Here is a 24,433-nt window from a genome sequence, read left to right on the forward strand (position 1 = left end):
GGGGGCATCGGGCATCCGGCCGAAATCGGCACGTCGCCGCAACACCGCTCAAGAAAAGACGGAAAGTGTTGCGAGAACGCGGCCCATCACGGATAGCACTGCTATGAAGTTCTACCGACGCAGCTCGCCGGCACCGCGATTTCAGACTGTGACGTCAGACGAGATGATACATGAGATGTCCGCAATGGCGTCTCTTGTCCAACCAGGAGCCCGGCAGGAGGCCATGCAGAGCGGTTCGAGGAATGATAGGTTCGTAGTTTCCCGACGACGTACGGGATTCGGTGACTGCCTGTGGTCGCTGGCGGCAGCTTGGCGTTTTGCACAGCGGACCGGGCGAGACCTGGTCATCGATTGGCGGGGATCCTGTTATCTCGACGAACCGTTCATCAATGCCTTTCCAGTGTTCTTTGAACCAGTTCAGGACATTGCCGGCGTACGGGTGATTTGCGACGACCAGATCAATCAGCGCTCGTTTCCAGGACCATTCTTCCCGAGTTGGTGGAATAAGCCATCGATCGACTGCGTCTATCGGCCGGACGAGCAAATTTTCAAAGAGCGCGACGAACTCGATCAATTGTTTCAAAGCCAGCAAGACAGTGATGCGAACACTGTTGTGTGTGACGCCTGCCTGATGTGGCGCTGCGATCAAGAAGCAGAACGGGAAATTTTTCGGACCATCAAACCACGATCTGAGATTCAGGCCCGGATTGATGCGATCCACCGCGAGCACTTTGAGCCCTACAGCATGATCGGCGTTCATGTTCGACATGGCAACGGCGAGGACATTATGGGGCATACCCCGTATTGGACCGATCCGGAGCGGGCCCTGCGACAGGTCTGTGATGCCGTCGAGATGGCCAAAGCGTTGCCACACGCAAAACCTGCGAGGCTGTTCCTTTGCACGGACAGTGCGCTCGTCCTCGAAAAGATTTCGGCGACATTTCCTGATGTCTTCACGGTGCCAAAGAGTTTCCAGGCGCCTCAAGCCGGACCATTGCATAGTGGCGCGCTCGGAGCCGCGGGCGGCTTTTCCGCCTTGATCGAAATGTATCTCCTTGCGAGGTGCGACACCGCAATTCGTTTTCCCCCGACGAGCGCATTCACGCGCTATGCGCGCCTGTTTGCGCCACGCGTGGTAGAATTCGACCTGAACGATCCGGGCCGGCTAATCTTGATTGAAGAAGCGTCCCAAGAGCTTGTGAATCTATGAAAGTCGTTGTTCGCCTAATTGATCTGTTGGCCGCTCTTTGCATCGAGAAGTTCTGTCACTTTTTCTCCGCGCGCAGAATTGTTGCCAAAGCAGCTCCTGGCGGCGAGGTTCCGTCAAAGGACGCCACTCGCCAACAGCTAAATGGCGACCGCGGCACTCGAAATCCGTGAAGAGTTGCTCCGCTGCGCTCAAAAAGGTGCAACCAGTCTTCGTCATCGCCTCGCGCGAGCCTCGTCAATCTCGTTGATCCTGGCATCGGAGAAGGGCCACCCATATTCTCGCCGCCGGCGTTACTGGGGACAGTCGACACAGTCGGCGCTATTACGCTGCGAAGCGGGGAATCGAAAACTGCTGACCCACGCTAACCAAAGCGGACGCCGTGCAGTTCGAGCCTCAAGGCCTGGAGACGGAGCACGACCTCGCCACAGCGCTTGCGCGTAAGTGGAACGAGGAAGGGTTGGAAGCCGGGCATCCGGTGCCGCTGATCTGGACGGGACAGCATCGCGAAGGAGGGAGCAATGGTGACCGGGATGGGCTTTGCTCTCGCCAACAACATCATCAGCCATGTCCTCAAGCGGCACCTGTCGGAATCGCCCCCGGCTTGGATGGCAGCGCAGCTCGAAGACCCTTTGTCCATCACCTCGCTCACCGTTTCCGAAATTCGTCGCGGCATGGTCGTGAAATGGACCCCGATTTTTGGGACCGCATGCTTGGTTGGAAGAGGCTGCTCCGTTTGATAGACGGAGGCACGATGACGACGAAGACGAGACGCAAGATCGACGCGGTACTAAAGGCAAAGATCGCGCTGGAAGCGAGGCGGGAGCAGGCGACGGTGGCCGATCTGGCCCAGCGCTAAGAGGTTCACCGAACCAGATCGATGCCTGGAAGAAGCAACTGCTGGACCAGGCGGCCCGGCATCTCAGCACTGGGACCAAGTCCGATCACGACGAGGTCGGCGCGGGCCACAAGACATATCCCTATCTTTTCCGCAACATGACGATCGACGGTCAAACCAGCTATGGGCGGCCGACATCACGTATCTGCCCATCGGCCGCGGCTTTCTTTATCTCGTTGCCATCATCGACTGGGCAAGCCGTGCAGTTCTGGCGTGGCGGTTGTCAAACATGAAGGACGTCTCGTTCGTCGGAGCGGCTCTGGACGAGGCGCTGGCGAAGTATGGCACTCCGGAGATCTTCAACACCGATCAGGGCAGCCAATTCACCAGTCCGGCCTTCACCGGCGCGTTAGCGAACGCAGAGGTCAAGATCTCCATGGATGGCCGCTGTCGTTGGATAGATAAGGTCTTCAGCGAGCGGTTGTGGCGGTCGCTCAAGCATGCGGCATGAGGACATCTATCTCAAGGGCTATGCCGGCTGCCACGATGCCAAGGCAGGGGTCGCGAGCTGGATCGCCTTCTACAACGATCTCGTCGCCTTCATCGGGCGCACGGCTATCGTACGCCAATGGCGGTCTGGCGCGAACGGATGCAGGCCGCTAGGGCTGTGGACATGGTCGAGGGCAACGCCGATGCGTTGACCACATGCCCACAGTAACTCCAGCAGAGCGAGACGTTGGCAGCGTGAAGAGAGGGATCAGGAGCGGTGAGTTTAACAAGCCGGTTCAATTGGTCATGCTCTGCGGGTCCAGTTCACTGGAGCCGACATGATCCTTTAGGCTCCGATGCCCCAAATTTTATTCGCGGGCCGCAACGTCCCCTTCAGCGAAAAAATGGGCTTCATCTGGGTGAGATCGTGGACGGAACGCAGACCATGCAGACGAAGGACGTCCCGGGCAAAGATCCACTCAGTCGGTTCGTCTTCCGTGCTTCGCTGCGGCGATCTTCTGAAGGTGTTCCGGCGTAGCCAGGGAGCATGCTTGTCCAGCCCGGAGGTGGGGCTAATCTGACCATCATTGGCGGTGAACTGCAAGTCAGAGTCACGCGCAGGAAAATCGGACGTGCGATGATGATTACGTTAGCTTTGGATCGATCGAGCTACGGCGACGGGCCTGCCTCCATTGACCGATCGTTGCGCTGCGCAAACTCTGCCCACGGTTAGCGCCTTCGATTGTGCCGTCAGGATTCAGCGTACGCCTCGCGATCTGTCTTGCTCGCGACACAGACGAGAGCTGACTCCTGACATTTTGTCGCTAGCGCGCCACCATTGTCGCAAAGACAACGCGACGCCTCACAGCCCCCGCCAGATCGTTCTGCGTGCGCGACATCAGGCCGCAAAGCCGGAGCGGCGTCGCCTCGGTTATGGTGGCCCAATTCCTGCTTGGAGTGCGCGAGCACGCAACAGGAGAGGAGGTGGGCGTGGGTCTCGATCTGCCAAATGACGATCTGATCCCAGCCGCACCATCGGCGATGCACTCGACTTGTCCTTTTCATGTCGATAAAGCTGGCGTGCATCGAGGAGAACGGAAGGCGATGCTGCTAACAGGAGCATCGCGCGGAATTGGTCACGCTACCGCCAAGCTATTTTCAGAAGCTGGCTGGCGTATCATTTCTTGCGCGCGCCGGCCGTTTGACGGCGAGCGCTGCCCGTGGGAATCAGGGAACGAGGATCATGTCCAGATCGACCTAAGCGACCATCGAATGCTGCCGCGCGCGGTGAGCGAAGTGAAGAAACGCCTGAGCGGCGGAGTTTTGCATGCGCTGGTGAATAATGCCGGGATTTCGCCCAAAACACCTAATGGGGACCGGCTAACGTCCTTGACGACATCCACCGAGACATGGATGAGGGTCTTCCACCTCAATCTCGTGGCTCCGATCCTGCTGGCGCAGGGCTTGTTTGACGAGTTGAAAGCTGGGTCAGGATCGATCGTCAATGTGACTTCGATAGCCGGATCGAAGGTGCATCCGTTTGCTGGAAGTGCCTATGCGACGTCGAAGGCGGCGCTTGCAAGTCTCACACGCGAAATGGCGCATGATTATGCGCCGCACGGCATTCGTGTGAATGCGATCGCTCCCGGCGAAATCGGGACGGACATGTTGTCGCCCGACACCGAATCGCGTCTTGTGCCAACGATCCCGCTGCGCAGAGTGGGAACCCCCGATGAGGTGGCCAAGGTCATCTTCTTCCTGTGCTCAGATGCTGCGAGCTACGTCACGGGAGCCGAGCTGCCAATCAACGGTGGGCAACATCTGTGATTGGCCTCGTCTGGCAACGCAGCTGACGCGAGCTGCAGCAGTGGAACGTGCTTTCTACGCTGGCGTCGGTCACCCATTCCGCAAAAGCAAACGCACTGAAAGTTTATCGTCGTGCCACGAAAAGCTGTTACGTTTCTATGTCATCTCGTTACCAGTTGGCGCTAGATCGAGAATGACATGCAGAACGAAGCTCGCAAACCAGAACAAGGCGCCAGGGAGGATGATCAAAACATCGGAGACCGTCTCATGCTGCATATCGCTACCGCACGCGAAAGACCTGCCTCACAAGTGGAGCCGGAACGCGAGCTCTCCTTCGAGCCGTTGCGCGAGAGCGCACTGACCGGCATTTTCGAAATATCGAAGATACTGAACGCTCCTTGCCGGCTTGAAGTCACATTGGCCAACGTCCTCGATCTTCTGCAATCGTTTGTGCAGATGCGACACGGTATCGTCTCACTGTTCGACGATGACGGGATGCCAGACATCACCGTGGGCGCCGGTTGGAGCGAAGGCAGCGACGAGCGCTACCGGATGCGCTTGCCCCGAAAGGCGATCGACCAAATCGTCGCGGCGGACCGGCCTCTTGTCGCCGAAAATGTGGCAGCCGATCCGGCATTCAGCGCCGCCGATATCGAGGTGCTGGGCGCGTCGGATGGTACGCCCGTGTCGTTCATCGGGGTTCCAATTCGCATCGACCCCAAGGTCGTGGGTACGCTGACAGTTGACCGTATCCGGGACGACAGATCGAGTCTGCGGCTCGATCACGATACACAGCTACTCGCCATGATCGCCAACTTGGTGGGACAGACAGTTAAGCTGCATCGCTTGTTCGCGTGCGATCGCGAACGGCTGATGGTTGAGAAGGACCGGCTACAAAAGCAATTGTTTGAGCTGAAGCAACCCGCACGGGATCGTAAGAAGGTCAATGTCCATGGCATCATTGGCGACAGCCCGGCGCTCCGTGGGCTTCTCGAGAAGATCGCGATTGTAGCCAAATCGAACAGCACGGTTCTACTGCGCGGTGAATCCGGGACCGGAAAGGAGCTGGTAGCCAAAGCCATTCATGAGTCGTCATCTCGCGCCAAGCGGCCCTTTGTCAAACTGAATTGCGCGGCGCTGCCCGAGACGGTCCTGGAGTCCGAACTGTTTGGCCATGAAAAAGGTGCCTTCACCGGCGCGTTCAGCTCGCGCAAGGGGCGCTTCGAGCTTGCTGACAAAGGGACACTATTTCTTGACGAGATCGGCGAGATCTCGGCGCCGTTCCAGGCGAAGTTGCTGCGAGTTCTGCAAGAGCAAGAGTTCGAACGCGTCGGCAGCAACCAGACCATTAAGGTCGATGTTCGTGTCATAGCAGCGACCAACAGGAATTTGGAAGAGGCCGTGGCAAAGAGCGAGTTCCGTGCTGACCTATACTATCGGATCAGCGTCGTTCCCTTGCTCCTGCCACCGCTGCGCGAGCGGCGCAGTGATATTCCTTTGCTGGCCAGCGAGTTTCTCAGGAACTTCAACAACGAGAACGGGCGTACGCTGACCTTGGAGGCGAGCGCGATTGATGTCCTCATGAACTGCGGATTTCCCGGAAATGTCCGAGAGCTCGAAAACTGCATTCGGCGCACGGCGACGCTGTCCGCTGGGCCAGCGATCGTCAGAAATGATTTCGCTTGTTGCCACGGCCAATGTCTTTCCGCGATGCTGTGGAAAAGTACATCGGAGCAGATGATCATGCCACCGGTGCCGAGCACGCCGGTGCTGGCTAAGTCGATCGCTCCGCTATCGGAAGCGACCGCGCCGGCTCCGCCGGGCGGCAGCGAGTTGGTCTCGCTGGCTGCCCCTCCCGGCACTGTCCTCGTAAGCGGCGCGAAGATCGCCGATCGCGAGCGAGTCATTGCAGCCATGGAGAAATCTGGATGGGTGCAGGCAAAAGCAGCGCGCTTGCTGGGGCTAACGCCGCGTCAGATTGGTTACGCGTTGAGGAAATACGGAATCGAGATCAAGCGGTTTTGACCGCAAGGATCTTGGCGTCATTTACCTGACGTGCCCGGCGGCGGCACGGGGATGTCGCGGCCTGGACGCATGTCGGTATTCCCTCGCAAAGGCGGGCCAGATCGCTCGATCGGTTCGGTCCAGGCCTTTGAAATAGCGAGCAAAGTCCAAGGAGTGTCGTGATGGTACGAGACTTGCTGTCCTCTTCGCAGCTGTCGCAACTTTTGGAGCAACTCCGTGCACAATGTCGTCTGCATCAAACAGGTTCCTGACTCTGCGCAGATCCGTGTGCACCCCGTTACCAATACAATCATGCGTCAGGGCGTGCCGACAATCATCAACCCATATGACCTCTTTGCGCTTGAGGCCGCGCTGGAACTGCGCGATCGGTTCGGCGGCGAAATAACCGTGCTTACAATGGGCCCGCCGTCGGCGGAAGACTCTTTGAGGAAGGCGCTGACCTATGGCGCCGATCGCGCCGTACTGCTCACCGATCGATGCTTTGCGGGCTCCGACACCCTTGCCACGACGTATGCGCTGGCAACAGCCATCCGGAAGATTGGTAAGGAATATGGCCCGGTAAACCTCATCTTCACGGGCAAGCAGACCATCGACGGTGATACCGCGCAGGTTGGGCCCGGCATCGCAAAACGGTTGGGCGTGCTGCAGCTTACCTACGTCGCCAAAGTCAGATCCCTGGATCTCGCCGCACACACAATCGAAGCGGAACGACGTTCCGAAGGTGGCGTCCAGGTGCTGCACACTCGGCTTCCCTGTCTCGTCACCATGCTGGAGGCGACAAACCAGATTCGGCGTGGCGCGATGGCGGATGCTCTACGTGCCGCACGGGCGCCGATCGTGAGATGGAGCGCGCACGACGCCGGCGTCGAGGACATCTCCAAATGCGGTCTCAAGGGCTCGCCGACCGTCGTCAAGCGAGTATTCGCGCCATCTGCACGCGCTGAGAAGGCGGCCTTGGTTGAGGCCGCAGAGCAACCGGCGCAGGCGCTGATAGAAGCCATTTTCAAGCGTCAGCCGAAACTCGAAGTCGACCTTGCGGCATCAGCCCGCGATGCTTGATCTGGATAGAAGGCCAGCCAGACCATAACACAAGGCGAGCTTCGACGTGGCGGTGGCGACGACGAAACTCGTCTGCATCCAGGAGCATCATGCTAGGGCGATGCCGTCTGCACGCTCAAAGTGCTGTCATTTGGTTCAGGGTGTGAATGGTCGGCGATTCTCGACGGTTTGGAGGTACCCCGATAGATCGTCAGTGCGGCGATGATGCCGAGCGCGGCTGAAAACATCAGCCAATACCCAGGTGAAGCCTTGTCGTTGGTTTGCTCAATGAGCCAGGTCGAGGCCAATGGTGTGAAGGTGCCAAACAAGGCGGCCGCGAGTGCAAAGGCCAGAGAAAAGCAAGTTGTGCGCACATGCGCGGGCACGATCTCAACGAGCGCGCCCAACATAGTTCCGCTGTAGGTGCCAAAATAGAACGAGAACATCATCGCGACCGCCAACATCTTGCCGAAGGTGGGAGCGCTTACCAGCCAGTGCAAAGCCGGATACGCTGTCATCAATGCAAGGCCGGCGATGGCGAGCAGAACTGGCTTTCGGCCGATACGGTCGGAGACGGCGCCGCCAATTGGATTCCAGATGAAATTGGTCATGGCGACCAGGAGCGTCACCAGGAGAGCGTCCTGAGCGGACAGCTTCAAGACTGCCTTGCCGAAAGTGGGCGTGTAAACGGTGACGAAATAGAAGGTCGTTGTACTCAGGATCGCCATCATCATTCCGAGAACGACTATGCGCCAGCCGACCAGCGCCGAGGCAAAGATCTCGCGGGCTTTCGGATGCTTCTTCATCGCCAGAAATTCCGGCGTTTCCTCCAGTGTTCGACGAAGAAGGAAGATAAGCGGGATGATAAGGCAGCCGAGAAAAAACGGAATGCGCCACCCCCAGGAGGCGACGGTTTCGGCCGGCATCGACTCGTTCAGCAGGTAGCCCACGCTCGCCGCGACAAAGATCGCGACCTGCTGGCTGGATGATTGAAAGGATGTATAGAAGCCGCGATTGCCTGGGGTTGCGATCTCCGCCAGGTAGACTGAAACACCGCCGACCTCGACGCCGGCGGAAAAACCCTGGAGCAGCCGTCCGGCCAAAACGATAATCGGGGCAGCAATGCCAATGGTCGCGTAACTAGGACAGAAGGCGATGATGACAGTGCCGATCGCCATGATCGATAGCGTGATGACCAGGCCTTTTCGACGACCGATCTGGTCGATATAGGCGCCGAGGACGATTGCGCCTACTGGACGCATTAAGGCACCCAGCCAGAACACGCCGAAGGTGTTGAGCAGCGAGGCTGTTTCACTTTCGGATGGGAAGAAGGCTCGTCCGATAGCGCTGGCGTAAAAGCCAAACAGGAAAAAGTCGAATTGCTCGAGGAAATTGCCGCTGGTTGCGCGCAGGATCGCATTGACGCGCGATTTAACCGTCCCGTGCTGAATAAGTGTTTGTGACACGCGAGTTTCCTTCCCGTCAAAAATGGCCGGTTCGGAAAACCTCACGCCAGCCCAATTGCATCAGGCCGTGACTTTGTCATTGGTGACATTACCGGCCGCGCGGAAGGCGCCTGATCTTTTCGGCGTATTTTCGGCGATAATTAGATTAGTTAGTGCACATATTTCGCCGCCGGTTCGCGGAGCACCAGCAGATCTCAACGTCGATTGCCGAAGCTAACTTCATTTCAAACCAAAATTGACAAATACATAAAGTATTTCGTTTGCCGGCTCACGGCAGCCATGAGGCTTGTCGGGGCGATCTCGGCGGTCAAGGACGCATGCCCCTCGCGGGCAGAGGCTGGCACTTGTTCGCTGCTCGATTTCCGACAGCCATGCAAACCGTGTCAGACTCAAGACACCTGCCCTGACGAGCCGGTATGAACGTTTTCCCAAACAATTCCGAAACTTATGGCGTGAGACCAGGTTTGGCACGGCGATTGCTGAAAACGTGCAAGACAACGGGAGCGGACGAGTGCAGGCGGAACGGGTAAGAACCAGCGGCGGTGTTTCCTCAGATGCTCGTGGCGACCAAACTGCCGACGTCTCGTGCAGATCGCGGCCGAAGCTCTCAAGAGCGCGGTAGGTGCGCCTCTTTCCGGCAGCGCTGTCCCAAGCGCGTAGCCAGCCAGAAATAGCAATGTGCAGAAACCGCGAGGATTCGATGCATCTTACGACCGACGTCAAGCGAGGCACGAACGCGCAAGCGGACGCCCCTTCCTGTACGAAAAATCCCGATGCGTTTGCGCGGGCCAATAACTCACCATGATTCTGCGCGTGATACCTGGAGGCGCCAACCATGCGTGGAATTGGACCGATCTGGATCGTAATCCGACAGGGTTATCGCCGCTTCAATCACTGGGCGTGCTCCATGTGTGAACAGGATTGGGCCCAAGACACCCGGCTAAGGGTGGCCGCGAGGACACAAAGAGTAGAGTTCGCCTGGAGGGCGACGGCAATCACAAGCGCCATCACGCCAACGAGTTCTTCTGTCTCGACTGGCCAATAGTTGGTCACGACGAGAATTCGTTTCTTCAAGGCTTTGTCTCCCCTCATGGCTATCGTCCAATTGACGTCTTCTCAAGCTTCTCGATTTTCGCCGGATCAGCCTGCGCAGATCCTCTGCGCGCATTTGACCGAGCGCGCGCGAGCTCTGTTTGGCGCACATCCCTTTGCTGAGGAGCTGTCCGAAGAGCAGTTTGCTAGCCTGCTACCTGAATACCTGGCGATGTCGCAGGCGTTTCCCTACCTGCAGGCAGGATCGCAAAAGGATCTCATATTCGATGCAATGCATCATAATCGGGATCTTCCCAGGGATATTGAGCTGACCAGCGTCGTCGCAAACTTCATTTGCTGGGATGAGACGGGCGGCTATGGCCGAATTCTCCAGGGTGGCAAGGCGGCGCTACCCGACATTCTGCTGACCGAAAAGTTTCACTCAAACCTGTTCAGAAGGGATGCATCGCGACTGCTCGGCAGAGCAATACGTCCCAACTATAGCACGACGACGAACCGGTACCTGCATTCCCTCTATGACGGATTATCAGCAAGAGACCCCGTGGTGCGTTGCGCCTACATGGTCGCCTTTGAGTTGCACGCTGCGGAGATGATCCAGGCGCTGTGGACCACCACGGTCAAAACCTTTGATGCGAGGCCCGACGATCTTGAGTACTTCCGCAGCCACGTCGGTGGAAACGATCCAGCCGAGCAGTATCATGGAGAAATGACAGGCCGCCTCATTGGCGAACTTGTCCCGGCTGATCGCAATGGTTCCTTTCTGGACGAGTTCGATCGAGCCTATCGACTGAACTTGCAGTGGTGCCACGATCTGCTCCGAATTGTCTCACTTGAGCAGAATGACCGAGCTGAAATCGAACACCGCGGCCATTGTCACTGTGGTTCTGTCAAATTCCGCGTCCGGGCGCCGCGGCAGCTCTCGGCAGTTCGATGCAATTGCTCGATCTGTCAGATGTCTGGATTTACGCACTTGCTGGTACCTGGCGATAGGCTCACGATTGAATGTGGCGAAGAGTTCCTCACCACTTACCAGTTTAACAAGAACATCGCCCGGCATACGTTTTGTCGGGTTTGCGGCGTCAAGCCATTCTATCGGCCGCGGTCGAACCCCTCCGGATTCAGCATCAATGTTCGATGCCTGGATAAAAGAACGATCGAAGGCATCAGAATAGACGAGTTCGATGGCGAGCATTGGGAACAAGCATTCCGCTCGATGCAAACAGGACCGAGGCTCTGCATTGAAGAACAAACCCCGGAGTGAACCCAATGGCGCGTTCAGCAAATAACAGAAAGGGCCTACTTTCAGAAGAGGCTCTGACGAAATTCCGCATAGAGCTGCTGGTGAAGGGTACGATCGTGATCGGCCCCCAGACGTTATTTACACAAGATGAACTGGCGAGGATCAATCAGCTGCAGGCTGAGATTCCCGAAGAAGAGGTGCGGTTGGGAGATGCTGGCGACTCGCACAACGTATTTGTCAAACGCGTGAGGGTGGACCCGCCCGGCCGCAATCCCAGCAATGTGGATGGTGCGGCGCCGGGGCAAATTATCGATCTGCTTGAAAGGAAGGACCGCGGCTTCGCATTAAAAACGATCTTGGGAGCATCGTCGGAATATGTGATTCGCAGATGTCAGTTGCATCGTATGCCTCCTGGTTCGTTTGTTGGCATCCATCTGGATGCCGAGAGCGATCCAGACTTTGAGTACTCCGTAATTGTGCAGCTCGCGCAAGATTTTGAGGGTGGCGAATTCGTCGTATATCCGAGCGCGTACGAGCAGCAGGTGTTTCGACCACCGTTTGGTGCGGTGCTTGTCACAACATGTAGGCTGCGCCATGAGGTGAAGCCTGTATCCGCCGGGGAGCGCCGGTCGCTGGTCTACTTCTGTTCGAAGCGCAGCGGCACAAACCGGCGCGTCATCGAAAGCTCTACCAGCGGCCATGAAGCAAGTTAACTCGAATACTTGCGAATAAGTCTAGTGGCGGAAGAGCTTTCAGACGGTGAGATCGACAGATCGCACCCATCTTGCAGAAAATCTGTCCTGCGAGGTGGTCCATCGCTGCGAGGTGCGCCAAGACGTTGGTCAAAGCGGAAACCAGGTTCTTCGAGCAGTAAACACGTTTTTGCTGGGTCCATTTGTTTGGAGGGCCAGCGCGGAGATGCGTTCGCTGGCGCTCATCGTCACCTGATCCGCTTGCTGGAATGAGCGTGGCGGCGGATGGTGGAATTTGGCGACCGAAATTGCGCTGGCTTAAGGGAATCGGCGCAAACATCCGCGCGACAGGCTGCCTTTCGCCGCGGCCGCCAAAATGCTGATTGGAGCCATGGAAGCCACGATCGACGGAATCGCGCAACCTGTCTCATAAAAATAGCGGGGACAACATTGCGGCAGGACCTCGTCACTGTTTTCGAACGGGGGGGCCGGCGCGTGCGCGATGGTGTTGCCGCGCCGCTCGTAGAAAGTTACGGGGTCGTCAGGTTCTCGACAGCTATCCGACCTAGCAAAACAGCTGGACGCTGGGACCCTTTGGGACCGTGTATGCGAAACCAGAGTTTATTGCAAAGGGCAGACGAATAAAAGCGTTTAGCTGATGCTCTATTCGCACTCGCTCGATTGCCCGATTGTCCCATGCTGTAGCCGAGGCTCGGATATTTCACCGTCGAAAGTGACAACGCGTATGAACTTTCCCTCTCCTGGTCGCGCGCGTCAGCAGTCGGGTAGCGCGGGCGCGCAAGACAACTCCTCGATCTCCCCCTCGGCGGACGCGGCGGCGTTCGAACAACAGCTGAGAGAGATCGCCAATGCGGGTAGTGGCGTGCCGGAGCAGACCTCCGCCCAGCGGGTCGGCGCATCGCGACGCGAGGAGCTGCCCCTCACGGAGAGCGATGAGCATGAATATTCGACGCTATCGCATGGCGGAAGCTCGCGGCCGATGCTGGTGCCCTCCGTGCAGCAGCCGAGCCAGGCAGTGTGGGCTTTCGCAGGCCGTAGCAGTGAGCCCCTTTATTCTGAAGATGTGCATCTCGTAGAGGGACTGAGAGAGGCACTCATCAAGCGCAGATTCAAGGTGCGAACGGCTAGGGGGCACGTCGATTCGCTTCTCAGATTTGGACGCTGGCTCGTCAAACACAGCAAGCGGGGAATTGCCGAGCGTCTTCACGACAGTACGCTGAACAGCGATGCAGCGGCTTTCAAAGAGAGTGGCGAGCGAGGTATCCTAACTGCGCTCGGCCATCTGCGGACCTCTCAGGTGGCGGGCGGAGTGGAGCTGATCCCGTCGCGGGCTAGCCCTTTTGCTCAGGACGCCGAGCTCATCAAGGAGTACAAATCGACTGTCATTAACGAGCGCAAGAAAGAAGTGGCGACGGCATACAAGTATGGAACTGCCCTAGGCAGATTCAGTAAGTACCTGCGTAACAATGCCAAGCCCGCCATCGCTGCCCGGCTTCACGACATGTCGCTGGATGAAGACCTCATGCGCTATGAGGCCACCCCTGGTTATCACCCCAAGGTTCGAGCTGCACTGGCCGACTTGCGAAAGACACTGGCTGGTGATGACGCGGTCGAGCTTGATGGCGGTAGTCGTCCCGATTCGGAAGCCTTGGCCGTAACGGGTGAAATGCGGTCGGCAGACGCCGTTGCACCCGACAGCGTGTGGCAGCGAACGGTCAGCTGGCCAGAGATGCTGCCTGCGCAAGGTCACGAGCAGGATACGTCCTCGAGCGTCATGGATCAACCGAGCCCCTCGGCTTACCTGGCGCGGCAAGCAGGCCAGGTCGGGCACAGCGCCGATCTTCTTTATTCTGAGGATATTCCCCTCATTCTCGGGGTCAGGGAAGCACTCCTCAGGGGCGGGGCCGCCGAAAGCACAGCCAGGAGCAGTGTCGATTATCTTTTAGGCTTCGACCGCTGGCTCTTTGCCAACGACAGGTCGGGAATAGCTGAACGGCTCGACCACGAGATGCTGGATGAAGAGATCGAGGAATTCATAGCAACGGGCGGTGCCACGAACGTGCGTACGGCACTGGCTCATCTGCGGACCTCTCAGGCAGCGGGCGGAGTTGTGCCGGTCGCAGGCAAACCTGACCTACAAGCCTATCTGGGCGACGCAGCACTCATCAAGCAGTACAAGGAAGACGCGGCGGCCGCCGGCTCATCAAAGATTGCCAGGACCTATGCAATTGTTGTGACCGATTTCAGTCACTACCTGCGCGAAAACAACAGGCAGAGCATTATCGCTCGCCTTGACGAGGATGGGCGGGATAAGGATGAGTCGCTCATCGAAGATATGGATCTCTATAGGCAGTCCGGTGGCTCCAAGGCGATCCGTGCCGCGCTAAAGCATTTGCGGACCGGTGCGAGAAAACCTGCATCTCTGCATGCTGAGGATGCGCCGCTCATTTCCGGGCTTGAGAACTCACTCATCAAGGCGAAGTTCGAGAAGATCACCGCCCAAACCAATGTACGGATTCTCCGAAGATTCAGCCGATGGCTTGTTGCAAACGAAAAGCTGGCCATTGCTGCCAGGCTTTACGATAAGTCGCTGGATGAGGATGCAGCAGCTTTTGACAAGAGTGGCAAACGGCGCGCTCTCACGGCACTGGGACATCTGCGGGCCTCGCGGTCGGCAGACGGAATTGCGCCCAATGCAAGTCGCGCCAAAACGGTCGCGAACCTCTTCCATCCCGAAGACGCGCAGCTTGTTTCGGCGCTCGAGAAGGCACTCGTCGCAGCCAGGTACGAAGAGGCAAGCGCCCAGGCGATCGCCCGTCATATTCGCAAATTGAGCCAGTGGCTGTTAGCAAATAACAAACCGGCGATTGCCGCCCGGACCGGCGAGGAGTCGCTTGATAAAGATGCCGCGTCATTTAAGGCGAATGGAGGCGAGCGGCAGATCGCGGCGTCACTGGCTCATCTGCGGGCCTCTCAGTCGGCTGCCGGGATTGCGCCGAGGAAGCCCCGTGCTGAGCTCAGCCCTTATCCCGAAGATGCGGACTTGATCAAAGACTACAAAGCCGCAGAATCCCGGCCGACTGCCAGAAACTATGCATCTTTCCTTATCGGTTTCAGCAATTACTTGCGCCAAAACCGCAAGCAGAGCATTGCCGCCCGACTATCCGACGAGTCGCTGGATGAGGATGTCGAGGCCTACAAGAGGTCCGGCGGTCATGCAAAGACCAGTGCGGCACTGGCACATCTGGCCAAATCGGCCGCAGGTGTTCGCGCCATGGAACTCAAGGCGCACATCTGATAAGCTGCGCCGGACAATGCACCACTAGGAGCCGCCAATTCGCCTGTGGATGTTGCCACGGAAGAGTACGATCATCTCTCGGCGGTACCGCCTGCAGCCAGCACCCTCTCGCTGCTCGCGCGGAGTCCGCACCCTCACGAGGCTCCAGATCCCGGTGAGCACCTGGACCCCTTGAGCGAGAACTACGTGAATGCGATTGCCGCAGACGGGCTGGTCAATGCACCTGATTGGGGCGATTTCCTCTCCACCCGAGCACGTTCTTGGTGATGATGTGCACGAGGTGGCGGGCGCCAGACCGGCGAAGAGGCAGAGGATCGACAATGCTCCGCAAAACGGCGCGTTCGAGCAGCAGTCGAGCCAGATCAGCGTTTCAGAAGCCGAAGCGTTGGCGCAGCCTCCAGCCAATCAGCCGGATGCTTCCGTCTCACAGGAACAGAGTGGACAAGGCTACGGGACGGCGCCACAAGCTGCCTCGGGGGACGTTGTGGACGCCGCTTCGCAGCAAGGACCACCGCAGGGACCTGTCAGCTGGCCATTGCTTCTGCCGACGGCTTACGATCAGGATCAGCTTTGGGGGCGTTGGAAGGCCTTCCGGCGTGGTCCGGGTTAGCCAGCCCCGAGCGCGCGCCGGAGGCAGAGCAAGTAGCACGGCCGGCAACAGCTGGATCCACCTCGAGCTGGTCCTATCACTATGACTCTGCCGGGCTTCGCAACAGTGCCGTTGCAGAACAGCTCGCAGCACGTCTCGGCTCCCGTTTTCAAGCGGCCCGGATGGCCCAGCAGCAGAACGGTTATGAATGCGGAGTCTTCGTGGAGCACGCGACGCGAGCGCTGTCGGACGATTGGCGCAAGGAGAGCGGCCGGACCGTGAGCCGCTGCACCTCGAGCGCCTCATCGCCGATCGACCGGCACTTCGGGATCGCCTCAGGACTGATCGCGGCTTGCGCTGACGGACTCCATCGGACCGCCGGTTTTCGCCCGGATCAGCCTCTCGGTTGAACAGCGCAGCCGGCAACGGATATCCGCATCAGGCGAGACGGACGCGGATTTCGGATCACCTTCCAGGTACCGTTCTCCAGCACGCTACCGGAAGCAGGGGCAAGTTCGAATGAATGGAGTGGCAGGATAGATGTGGTTACTGTGATTCCAATCAAACCAGTGTGAGGAGCCGTTGCTTCAGATCGCCGGCGGCGGGCCGGTCGTACGCAATCACGAGGCACTCCACCGTGCCAGCCTCCTCGTCAACGGCAAGCGGGATCACGCCCTGCTTGCGTGTGCCATCGAATAGAAAACCCTCCTTGGCGAAACGTTCATGTGCAGCCCGGAGCGAACTCGATCGAACGTTCCTCACGGATGAAATAACGTAGGAGCCGGAGTAGTCGAAGCCCAGGAGCCGGACGGCAATGCTGTGCAACACTGAGCCGCCACCCCAGCGGCCGTTCGCTTCATTGAATAGCAGCCGTCCGTCGTTCGCGAAAATGGCGTCAATGTTAATTGGTCCGCGATATCCTAGATTGCGGACAAGGGATACGAATCGGTAGGCATGCGCCTGCGCAGTCAACCATTGCTCATTCCCCAGATCGCTTGGAAGCTCAAGTCCTGTCCAGATCAGAGCCCGTTCAGATCGATCGGTGCTCCGGCGTAGTCGAATATTCCCACTGTTGATGAAAGTGATTGAGCCATCACGCTCGATTTCATACTCGAGATAGAACGGAGTTCGCGCCAAGTGGTACGATTCGACCACCAGCGTCTTGCATGACGCAGTTGTCATCTCAGACCAAAGTGCGTCCGGATCGAACGACGGCCAGGCAATCTGTCGGGTCTCTCTCGCCCCGGGTAGCGGACCGTCTTCATTGCTGCTCAGAATGACATTTCCGACCCCGCCGGCCCCATTGTCCAGCTTCACAATGACCCTGCCGGTTTCGTGCCGGAGCGAGTTGACCGCTCGGAACAGTTCGTTCGAATTCGTCGTTATGGAACCATTGGGCAACGGAAGTGCGACACTTGTCGACAGTTGACGGAAGTGGCTCTTGCGGTTCAATAGATCAGGCCCACGCTGCAGAGCGAATTCGTCGCCAGTCTGCTGTATACCCAGCACGGACGCCAGCCGCGCCACGCCTTCGCTGGAGTAGCAGGGATACATGCTCCAGGATGATTTCTGACGAATATGCCTGTTGATTTGCTCAACCATGCTGTTGGACAGCAGTGCGTAATCGTTGAGGATCGGCGCTTCGCGGCCGCCTCCAGGTACAAGCAATGAAAGACTGGAGGCGTCGAAATTAAGCGTCGCGCCAACGTAGGAGAGCAGATCCGTCGGGATAGATAGGGGGGACACTATCAGATCGCCCTCCTGAGCAAACCACGCCGAACGGTAAACCGAGTTGCCGGCAAGCGAAAGTTGAGCTGCTACCAGATCGGAGCCCGACATTTGCGCCGTGCCGGCATTCATGATTATGATCCGCGGCATCAGTGACCTTTGCGCATTGGGATGTGATCAGAGCGAGAGACGGTCAACAATGGCGAAGTCGCTGCAGCACAGCCTGTAGATGACCAGGCGGAAAATCTCATCTTGCGCCGTCACGATGTCACCTGCGGGGTCGCTGAGAAGTACAGCTTGCGTGCAATCCGCCGAACTCAATTGCCATTCCCTTTGCAGCTTGATCCCGCGCCAGCCTTCTTCAGCATGAAATGCTGGACCTTGCCCAACGCGGTTTTCGGCAGCTCTGGCGTGAAAATGATCTCGTGCGGTACCTTGAAACGGGCGAGCTGCGACCGGACATGCGCCATCAGCGCTTCTGCTTCGATTCGGGCGCCCGGTCGCCTGATTACATAGGCGACCGGTACTTCTTCCCAACGCGGATGCGGTCGACCGATGACGGCGCAATCTGCAACATCCGGATGACCAACAAGCACACGTTCAACTTCGGCCGGATAGATGTTCTCTCCACCGGAAATGATCAGGTTCTTCTTGCGGTCATGCACCCAAAAATACCCGTCGGCGTCGCGACTACCAATGTCGCCGGTGCGATACCAGCCACCGTTCAGAGCCTTGCGGGTTGCCTCTTGATCCTCCCAGTATCCGCAGAAGACGTTGGGCCCACGTACTGCGATCTCGCCTGCGCCACCGGCCGGCAGCGTGTGCCCAGCATCATCTATGATCGCAGCTTCGCAACACAGACCTGCGAGGCCGCTCGATCCCTCTGGCACGAGACCCCCGCCGAGCTTAGTATACACAGCGATCGGGCAGGTCTCCGTCGAACCGTAAACCTGCAGGACCGGCACCCCGCGCGCGACAAAGAGCTCGACAAGATCGTGGGGCACCATAGTAGATCCGGTACAGATTGCCCTGAGCGCGGAGAGGTCGGTGCTATCCCATCGGGCATTCTCGGTCAGGCCTCGCATCATGGCGGGCACCAAAACTGCCAGCGTGGGTCGATCGCGCTCGAACGCGTCGAGAGTGGTCTCCGGTGTAAAGCGGCTGTGGATAGTAACCGTCGCGCCGTGATGCAAACTGGGCGTCGTATGGATGTTTAGTCCACCGACGTGGAACAGTGGCAGGACAGTCAAGGCGTGATCGGCCGAGGTGAGGTCATGCATGTGCTGACTCATGACGCCGTTCCAGAGTAGCGCTTCCTGACGCAGTACGGCGCCCTTCGGCCGTCCTGTCGTGCCCGAAGTGTAGACGATCAAAAGCGGGCAAGACAGGTCCACACCTGGATTGCGTCCGTCACCACAGTCTGCGTCCAGAAGATCGTCCAGTTTGTTTCCGCCGATAGGTGCGAAGTCTAGCCCGACAACAGAAACAGAAGGCAGTTGCCTCGCGACAACAGGCAAGACTGCGTCGAAGGACCGCTCAACTAGCAACACGTTTGCTCCTGAGTCGGACAGAATAAACAGCTGCTCGGCGGGCGCGAGGCGCCAATTTAAAGGTACGAGAATTGCGCCGAGCCGCGCGCACGCATACAGCAGCACGAGATAGTCTGGTCGGTTCAGGCTAAGGATCGCGATCCGGTCTCCTCGCTCTACCCCGAACTGGCTCTTGAGGGCGCAAGCCGCCCGTCCTATCCGGCGATTGAGGCTCGCGTAGCTTAGAGTCTGCCCCTCGAAACGGATGGCGGCTTTATCAGGAGCATACGCTGCGTTGCGTTCAACTAGTGTGCAGAGGTCCAACTAAATCTCCATATGATCCAGCTCCGCGCAACGGTTCGCACAGGCCTCGCAACGCGGTCGCGAGTCCCACCGGATGGTTCGGTGCCCGTTGCACAAGCGACAATCACACCCTTCGGCAGGACAACGCAGCTACGGATTATTGTCACGGTTGCGATCAACGGATATTGCCTGGCGAATCGCTGGCGACTGATTACTCATTCTGTTCGGCTCGGCGGCGGTCGTGTGCATCTGCCGGTAGTGGTAGGCGCACCATGACGACTGTTTCTTGCCCGGTCTTTGACAGACAGGCTCGCCGCACATATAGGCAGCTCTGGTATCTCCATCCTTGAAGCCGATGATGGCCCGGCATTGGCCTTCAATATGGTCGATCAACAAGACCTTGTTGACGCCGTCAGGCTCTTTCAACTTGCTGCTCCAGGATACGAAGCAATCTCTTCGGTGCCGTTCCGGTCACGCCGAGTGACACTTGCAGCTGGGGCCCTTTGAAAACCTCTGGAGGCTCACGGCCTGTCGCACATCTGCGCGACGAGAATGTGCCGACAGGCCGGCATGAGCGGAGCGAAGAGCCGGTTCGGCGGACTGCTTCTGGGGCTGTGTCCCGCCAGAAGAGGGGGGCGGGTTCAATATCGTGAAGAGGCCGCGCCCTGCAGTGGCGCTGCACCGAACCCTGCATTGATCTCGTCCGACGTCACCTGCTCGCTGCAGGCCCGGCTTGCGGCAGCCACAGTGTTGCGGTTCTGCAATGCCCAACCATTTGCAACTAGCCGCGAGCCGTAAGGCTGCGGTCAAGACGCGCTGCGTCACTGTTTCGACCAAAAGGCCGTCAGAAATGAAGATCATGACCAACCAGTGCGGGGTTGTTCTGACCAGCTCAGACATTCGTTAATCCTTCCAGTCCCGGCGGCGGATGAAGATGCGTGCCGACCGCAAGATCGTACAACTTAACGTTACGTCCGGTTCAAGCCCTTTCTGACAACCTCGCGTGAACATGCCAAAGGGTATGTCGGGACGGACCTCCGCGACGGGTGGAGAGCTTCTAGCGCGCGATCTGCGTCAGAAAGTCGCGCTCCCATGAGAATGGTCCTGCGGCTGGCAGGGCCCTTGTCGAAAAGGCTCGCACATCCAGCGATCGAGCGCTCGCCACCAGGAGCCGATTGCGCGACACCCTCCGCTTAAGTTCGCTCGCCTACCGATGCGTGGATTATCGCAGTGTCTGATAGAGGCGATACAGCAGCCGCGCGCGAGGTTCGATCGATGAAATATAGAGTTGCTCGTAATGCGTGTGCGCGCCCTTGCCGTCTACGCCGAGGCCATCGAGGGTTGCGGTATGCGGCGCGGTGAAATTGGCGTCGGAGCCGCCGCCGCTGAACGCGTCGAGCAGCTCGAAACCAATCTCAGCGGCAAGTTGCCTGGCATGTTCGTAGAGCGTAGCGCCGGCCTTGCTCTTCTCATAGGGAGGACGGTTCAAGCCGCCCGATACTTTCAGGCGAACGCCATCGGTGCGCGAGGTCATTCGGAGAATTCTCGGCACCAACTCGTCTGCGTGAGCCATAGTCGGCACGCGCAGGTCGACTTCCGCATAGGCCTGTTCGGCAATTACGTTCGGCTTGGTGCCGCCGCGGACGACGCCAACGTTGACGGTGATGCCGCGCGAAAGATCGTTCATCGCCTCGAGCGTCTGGATCACATTGCCGAGCTCCCGGATCGCGCTGCGGCCGTCCTCGGGGCGCGTGCCGGCGTGCGCCGGCGCGCCCTTGATGAACACGTCGAAGCGGCCAACACCCTTCCGCCCGGTGACGATCTTGCCGCCGTCGCGCGCTGGTTCGGTCACCAGCACGTATTTTGCCTTGCGGCCCTCGGCCTCGATCAGCGCCCGCGAGGTCGGACTGCCGATCTCCTCGTCCGACACGTAGAGCTGGGTGATGCCGAGCGGCGGGCGCGCGTCGTCGGCGCAGATCTGCCGAAATGCATGATAGGCGAGATAGGCGCCGCCCTTCATGTCGTAGATGCCGGGGCCGAACGCGCTGTCACCGTTGATCTTGAACGGTAGTCGTCTTATGAATCCCATCGGATGAACTGTGTCGAGATGGCTCAACACCAGAATGCCCGGCACGCCCTGTCCCCAGGACGAGCGCGTGACCAGGTGATCGCCGCAACCCTCACGTCCCGCAATGCGCTCGATGGTGGCCGGCAGGTCGCGATAGCCGGCCGCGACGACGTCAGCCAGCTTGTTGAGCTGATCCGGCTGTTCCGTCGGGGACTCGATCTCGACCCAGCGACGGATGCCATCGAGGATCGCGGAGGTTTCAAACGGGTAACTGGACATAGTTGTCTGATGCCCCTCGAATCTCGACTTTCATCACTCGCGCAAGGTCATGGTACGACCCACTTGCTCGCTTCAGGATCGAGCACGAAGATTGTGACGCAGTGCGCCTTTAAACCATGATCCTGCCGCGACACTGATGCTACGCGCCTGCCGAGGAGAACTGAGCTACCAAAGCTGGTAGTTTACGTCGGGGCTATGCCGGTCCAGCGTGCGGTAGGATGGTTTGATCAGTCGCGAGGTACGCGCGCTTTTCAACGCGAGGTGAGCCCGTAAGAACCAAAATCGTCCACGAGTTGCCCGGATGATTGTTCGATAAGGATCGCTCCAGTACCGGTCGTCCGGTCAACGCGTATTCCATTCTTCTAGCGGCATTCTGCGCAGTACTTGGCAAGGGACAAGGTTCGAAGCGCGCCCTGGAAGTTGATCAATGGATCGCCATGGCCAGCCCGAGCTGCGACAATTCGTCCGATAAAGATCCTATGTGTGCCAATGATCTTGTGGTCATACAAAACGCATTCGAGCGTGCAAAGTGCGTTCGACAATAGCGGAACGTCGACCACGCCCTGAGTCCAGGAAGCCGTGCCGAAGCGATCAATACCTTTCGCTCCCTCCTGACCGCCAAAGCGCTGGGCAAGGTCCTCCTGGTCACTGTGGAGAAGATTGATTGCAAAACTGCCGCTAGCGAGTATCGCGTCATGCGCTTCAGATTTTGCGTTGATGCCAACGAGCAAGCACGGCGGTTCCATGCAGATGGACGTCACAGAACTCACCGTCAGTCCACGTCGTCCGCCGGCCGTTCCGGTCGTCACGATGGCGACACCGCTTGCCAGATGTCGCATAGCCTGACGGAAATCTGCCGGCTGGATCGACGGCATGTCCCAACCACGGGGGATGACCGGTGCGTCATGATCTGCCTTTAAAGTTATACCCACTTCTGATGCTCCGTTAGCTTGGGCAGGCTCGGATTCATCTCGCGGCCGCAATTGGGCGCGCAGTCTCGGAAAACCGCGTGTCCAGAGGGCAATGATGAGACCGAACATGACATTGATGTCCTCTGCTTGCCGACCAGAGTGCCGCCCAGGTTAGCGCGCTCAATGTACGCGTAAGAGAACGCGCTTTTTTGCATCTAGAAGATGCACATCGAGCGTCGCGTGCAGAGAACCCCGCAGTTCGGGCGGGATCGAGCAATCCGTATCGATCAATTCACGAAACTTTCGAATGATGTGTTCAATCATTGCGATGGATCCGAGTGCTTCCAACTTCTGTGATGACATCATCTGACTATCTCCTTTGGAACGCAGCGCGTGCCGCGGGTCTCTACTTCGGCAACAGGGGCTGGAGCAGTCTCTCGCCGATGAACAGGGATGGCTCTCGCACACGTCTTTAACGCCGATTGCTTTGATCGGCGCAAGGCAGGCCAGCACATACTCATCGAAATCTCGAAGGAATAGACGCCCATTCGCATAGCCGCTTGTCATAACGGGACTCTGTCGGAACCATCTTCCAACCCGGCTGTTAAGCGTTGGAGACTGCAATCAAGCGTTTCAGTCGAGCGGCTGCGGCGCCACCGTCAAGCGCATGTTGTGCGAGTGCGACACCCTCCTGCAGTGTCTCGACGCGGCCGGCCACGATCAATGCCGCCGCCGCATTCAAAAGTGCAGCGTCGCGAAATCGACCTGGAACGCCGTCGAGCACGTTTTGCAAGGCGACGGCATTGGCCTTGGTGTCGCCGCTCTCGAGCGTCTCCTTGTCGCAGCGGGCAAGCCCGGCTTGTTCCGGCGTCACTTCGAAGGTGCGCACTGTGCCGGCCTCAAGCGCGGCAACAAAGGTCGGCCCGGAGAGGGTAACCTCGCCCAGCCCGTTAGAGCCATGAACTACCCATGCCGATTCGGCGCCGAGGTTCTTCAGCACGTAAGCCAGAGGCTGAACCCATTCGCGAGCGAATATCCCAACGATCTGCCGCTTGACCCTGGTCGGATTGGACAGGGGCCCGATGAGGTTAAGGATGGTGTGGGTCCCAAGTGCGGTGCGGATCTGGCCGACGCGCTGCATCGCCGGATAATGGGCTGACGCAAATGAGAAGCCGATTCCGGCTTCTTGCACACAGCGCGCAACGGCCTCAGGCTTGAGGTCAACGTTGACACCGAGATGCGCCAATAGGTCTGCAGTGCTTGCACCTGAATATCTATCGCTGTTGGCATGCCTGGCAACAGGAACGTCGGTTCCGGCCACGATAAAAGAGGCGCACGTCATCAGGTTGGCCGAGTGCGTGGCGGTATTGCTCGTACTAGCGATACCGATGGGATCGCATGCCACCTCGACCCGCGGCATTCGCTCGCGTACCGCGGAGACCGCACCGGTGACTTCTTCGACCGTTTCGCCCCTGACTCGCAATCCCATTAACAAGCCGCCGATCTGCGACGGAGTCGCATGACCCGACATCAGGCCGTCGAATGCTGACGCAGCTTCGTCACGCGTCAGAGTGGCGCCGGCGGCAACTTTACCGATAATTGATTTAAGCGCTTCCATCGACTTTACACGCTCTTTGTCGGGATCCGAAGCGGTTCGCTTCAACGGAGGGCTTTGTTGAACAGCATGGCACTGGCCGCCATGATGAAGCTGTCCGGCCCATTGGCGCACGGCCGAACGTCGTCGACGTTTGAGGTATCGGTTGGTTTGGCACCGTCATTCCGGAAAGGCTACAACCTGACGCTACGTGAGGGGCAAGCGCTCCATGTCGGGACGCCGTCAAGAAATCGCCGGC

Annotated in this window: 17 protein-coding genes; 9 read left to right on the top strand and 8 right to left on the bottom strand. The window is 58.5% G+C overall.

Annotated elements, in window-relative coordinates:
• Positions 1-103: 103 nt before the first annotated feature.
• The 6 genes from ACZBJS_RS23355 to ACZBJS_RS23380 all read left to right on the top strand — a co-directional run bounded on the left by ACZBJS_RS23355 (position 104) and on the right by ACZBJS_RS23380 (position 7,424).
• A complete protein-coding gene (locus ACZBJS_RS23355) occupies positions 104-1,210 on the top strand; it encodes a nodulation protein NodZ (RefSeq protein ID WP_463439251.1) in 1,107 nt (368 codons plus the stop codon).
• 518 nt (positions 1,211-1,728) lie between these two features.
• Positions 1,729-1,947: a PIN domain-containing protein gene (locus ACZBJS_RS23360; protein WP_463439252.1), complete on the top strand. Its 219-nt coding sequence runs from the start codon at positions 1,729-1,731 to the stop codon at positions 1,945-1,947.
• A gap of 234 nt (positions 1,948-2,181) precedes the next feature.
• On the top strand, positions 2,182-2,556 hold the full coding sequence (locus ACZBJS_RS23365; RefSeq protein ID WP_463439285.1) for a transposase: 375 nt from the start codon (positions 2,182-2,184) through the stop codon (positions 2,554-2,556).
• A gap of 968 nt (positions 2,557-3,524) precedes the next feature.
• Positions 3,525-4,361 carry an SDR family NAD(P)-dependent oxidoreductase gene (locus tag ACZBJS_RS23370; RefSeq protein WP_463439253.1) on the top strand — a complete coding sequence of 279 codons (837 nt, stop codon included), beginning with the start codon at positions 3,525-3,527 and terminating at the stop codon, positions 4,359-4,361.
• A gap of 177 nt (positions 4,362-4,538) precedes the next feature.
• Positions 4,539-6,365 (top strand): nif-specific transcriptional activator NifA, encoded by a 1,827-nt coding sequence (gene nifA, locus ACZBJS_RS23375; RefSeq protein WP_463439254.1) that lies wholly within the window; start codon positions 4,539-4,541, stop codon positions 6,363-6,365.
• A 216-nt stretch (positions 6,366-6,581) separates the two neighbouring features.
• The gene (locus ACZBJS_RS23380) at positions 6,582-7,424 is read left to right on the top strand and encodes an electron transfer flavoprotein subunit beta/FixA family protein (protein ID WP_463439255.1); all 843 of its coding nucleotides are present in this window, start codon (positions 6,582-6,584) and stop codon (positions 7,422-7,424) included.
• Positions 7,425-7,516: 92 nt separating this feature from the next.
• Here ACZBJS_RS23380 and tcuC read toward each other — a convergent pair whose 3' ends face one another.
• Positions 7,517-8,869, bottom strand: a complete 1,353-nt coding sequence (gene tcuC, locus ACZBJS_RS23385; RefSeq protein WP_463439256.1) for an MFS transporter — start codon at positions 8,867-8,869, stop codon at positions 7,517-7,519.
• Between the two features lie 1,090 nt (positions 8,870-9,959).
• Here tcuC and ACZBJS_RS23390 point away from each other — a divergent pair.
• The 3 genes from ACZBJS_RS23390 (at position 9,960) to ACZBJS_RS23400 (ending at position 15,173) form a co-directional block, all read left to right on the top strand.
• Entirely contained in the window at positions 9,960-11,183 is a 1,224-nt protein-coding gene (locus tag ACZBJS_RS23390) for a GFA family protein (protein WP_463439257.1), read from the top strand.
• Between the two features lie 5 nt (positions 11,184-11,188).
• Positions 11,189-11,875 (top strand): 2OG-Fe(II) oxygenase, encoded by a 687-nt coding sequence (locus tag ACZBJS_RS23395; protein WP_463439258.1) that lies wholly within the window; start codon positions 11,189-11,191, stop codon positions 11,873-11,875.
• Positions 11,876-12,599: 724 nt separating this feature from the next.
• The gene (locus tag ACZBJS_RS23400; RefSeq protein WP_463439259.1) at positions 12,600-15,173 is read left to right on the top strand and encodes a hypothetical protein; all 2,574 of its coding nucleotides are present in this window, start codon (positions 12,600-12,602) and stop codon (positions 15,171-15,173) included.
• Between the two features lie 1,150 nt (positions 15,174-16,323).
• Here ACZBJS_RS23400 and ACZBJS_RS23405 read toward each other — a convergent pair.
• The 7 genes from ACZBJS_RS23405 to trpD all read right to left on the bottom strand — a co-directional run bounded on the left by ACZBJS_RS23405 (position 16,324) and on the right by trpD (position 24,198).
• A complete protein-coding gene (locus tag ACZBJS_RS23405) occupies positions 16,324-17,622 on the bottom strand; it encodes a preATP grasp domain-containing protein (protein ID WP_463439260.1) in 1,299 nt (432 codons plus the stop codon).
• Between the two features lie 185 nt (positions 17,623-17,807).
• Complete coding sequence (locus ACZBJS_RS23410; protein WP_463439261.1) at positions 17,808-19,343, bottom strand: class I adenylate-forming enzyme family protein; 1,536 nt, start codon at positions 19,341-19,343, stop codon at positions 17,808-17,810.
• Positions 19,344-19,472: 129 nt separating this feature from the next.
• Positions 19,473-19,748 carry a hypothetical protein gene (locus ACZBJS_RS23415; protein ID WP_229157688.1) on the bottom strand — a complete coding sequence of 92 codons (276 nt, stop codon included), beginning with the start codon at positions 19,746-19,748 and terminating at the stop codon, positions 19,473-19,475.
• A 796-nt stretch (positions 19,749-20,544) separates the two neighbouring features.
• Positions 20,545-21,669, bottom strand: coding sequence for a M20 family metallopeptidase (locus tag ACZBJS_RS23420; protein ID WP_463439262.1), 1,125 nt, complete (start codon positions 21,667-21,669; stop codon positions 20,545-20,547).
• Between the two features lie 362 nt (positions 21,670-22,031).
• On the bottom strand, positions 22,032-22,709 hold the full coding sequence (locus ACZBJS_RS23425; RefSeq protein ID WP_463439263.1) for a flavin reductase family protein: 678 nt from the start codon (positions 22,707-22,709) through the stop codon (positions 22,032-22,034).
• Between the two features lie 51 nt (positions 22,710-22,760).
• Positions 22,761-22,946, bottom strand: a complete 186-nt coding sequence (locus ACZBJS_RS23430; RefSeq protein WP_050404901.1) for a hypothetical protein — start codon at positions 22,944-22,946, stop codon at positions 22,761-22,763.
• Between the two features lie 238 nt (positions 22,947-23,184).
• Complete coding sequence (trpD, locus tag ACZBJS_RS23435; RefSeq protein WP_463439264.1) at positions 23,185-24,198, bottom strand: anthranilate phosphoribosyltransferase; 1,014 nt, start codon at positions 24,196-24,198, stop codon at positions 23,185-23,187.
• Positions 24,199-24,433 lie beyond the last annotated feature (235 nt).

The sequence above is a fragment of the Bradyrhizobium sp. KZN70725 genome, assembly GCF_055264925.1.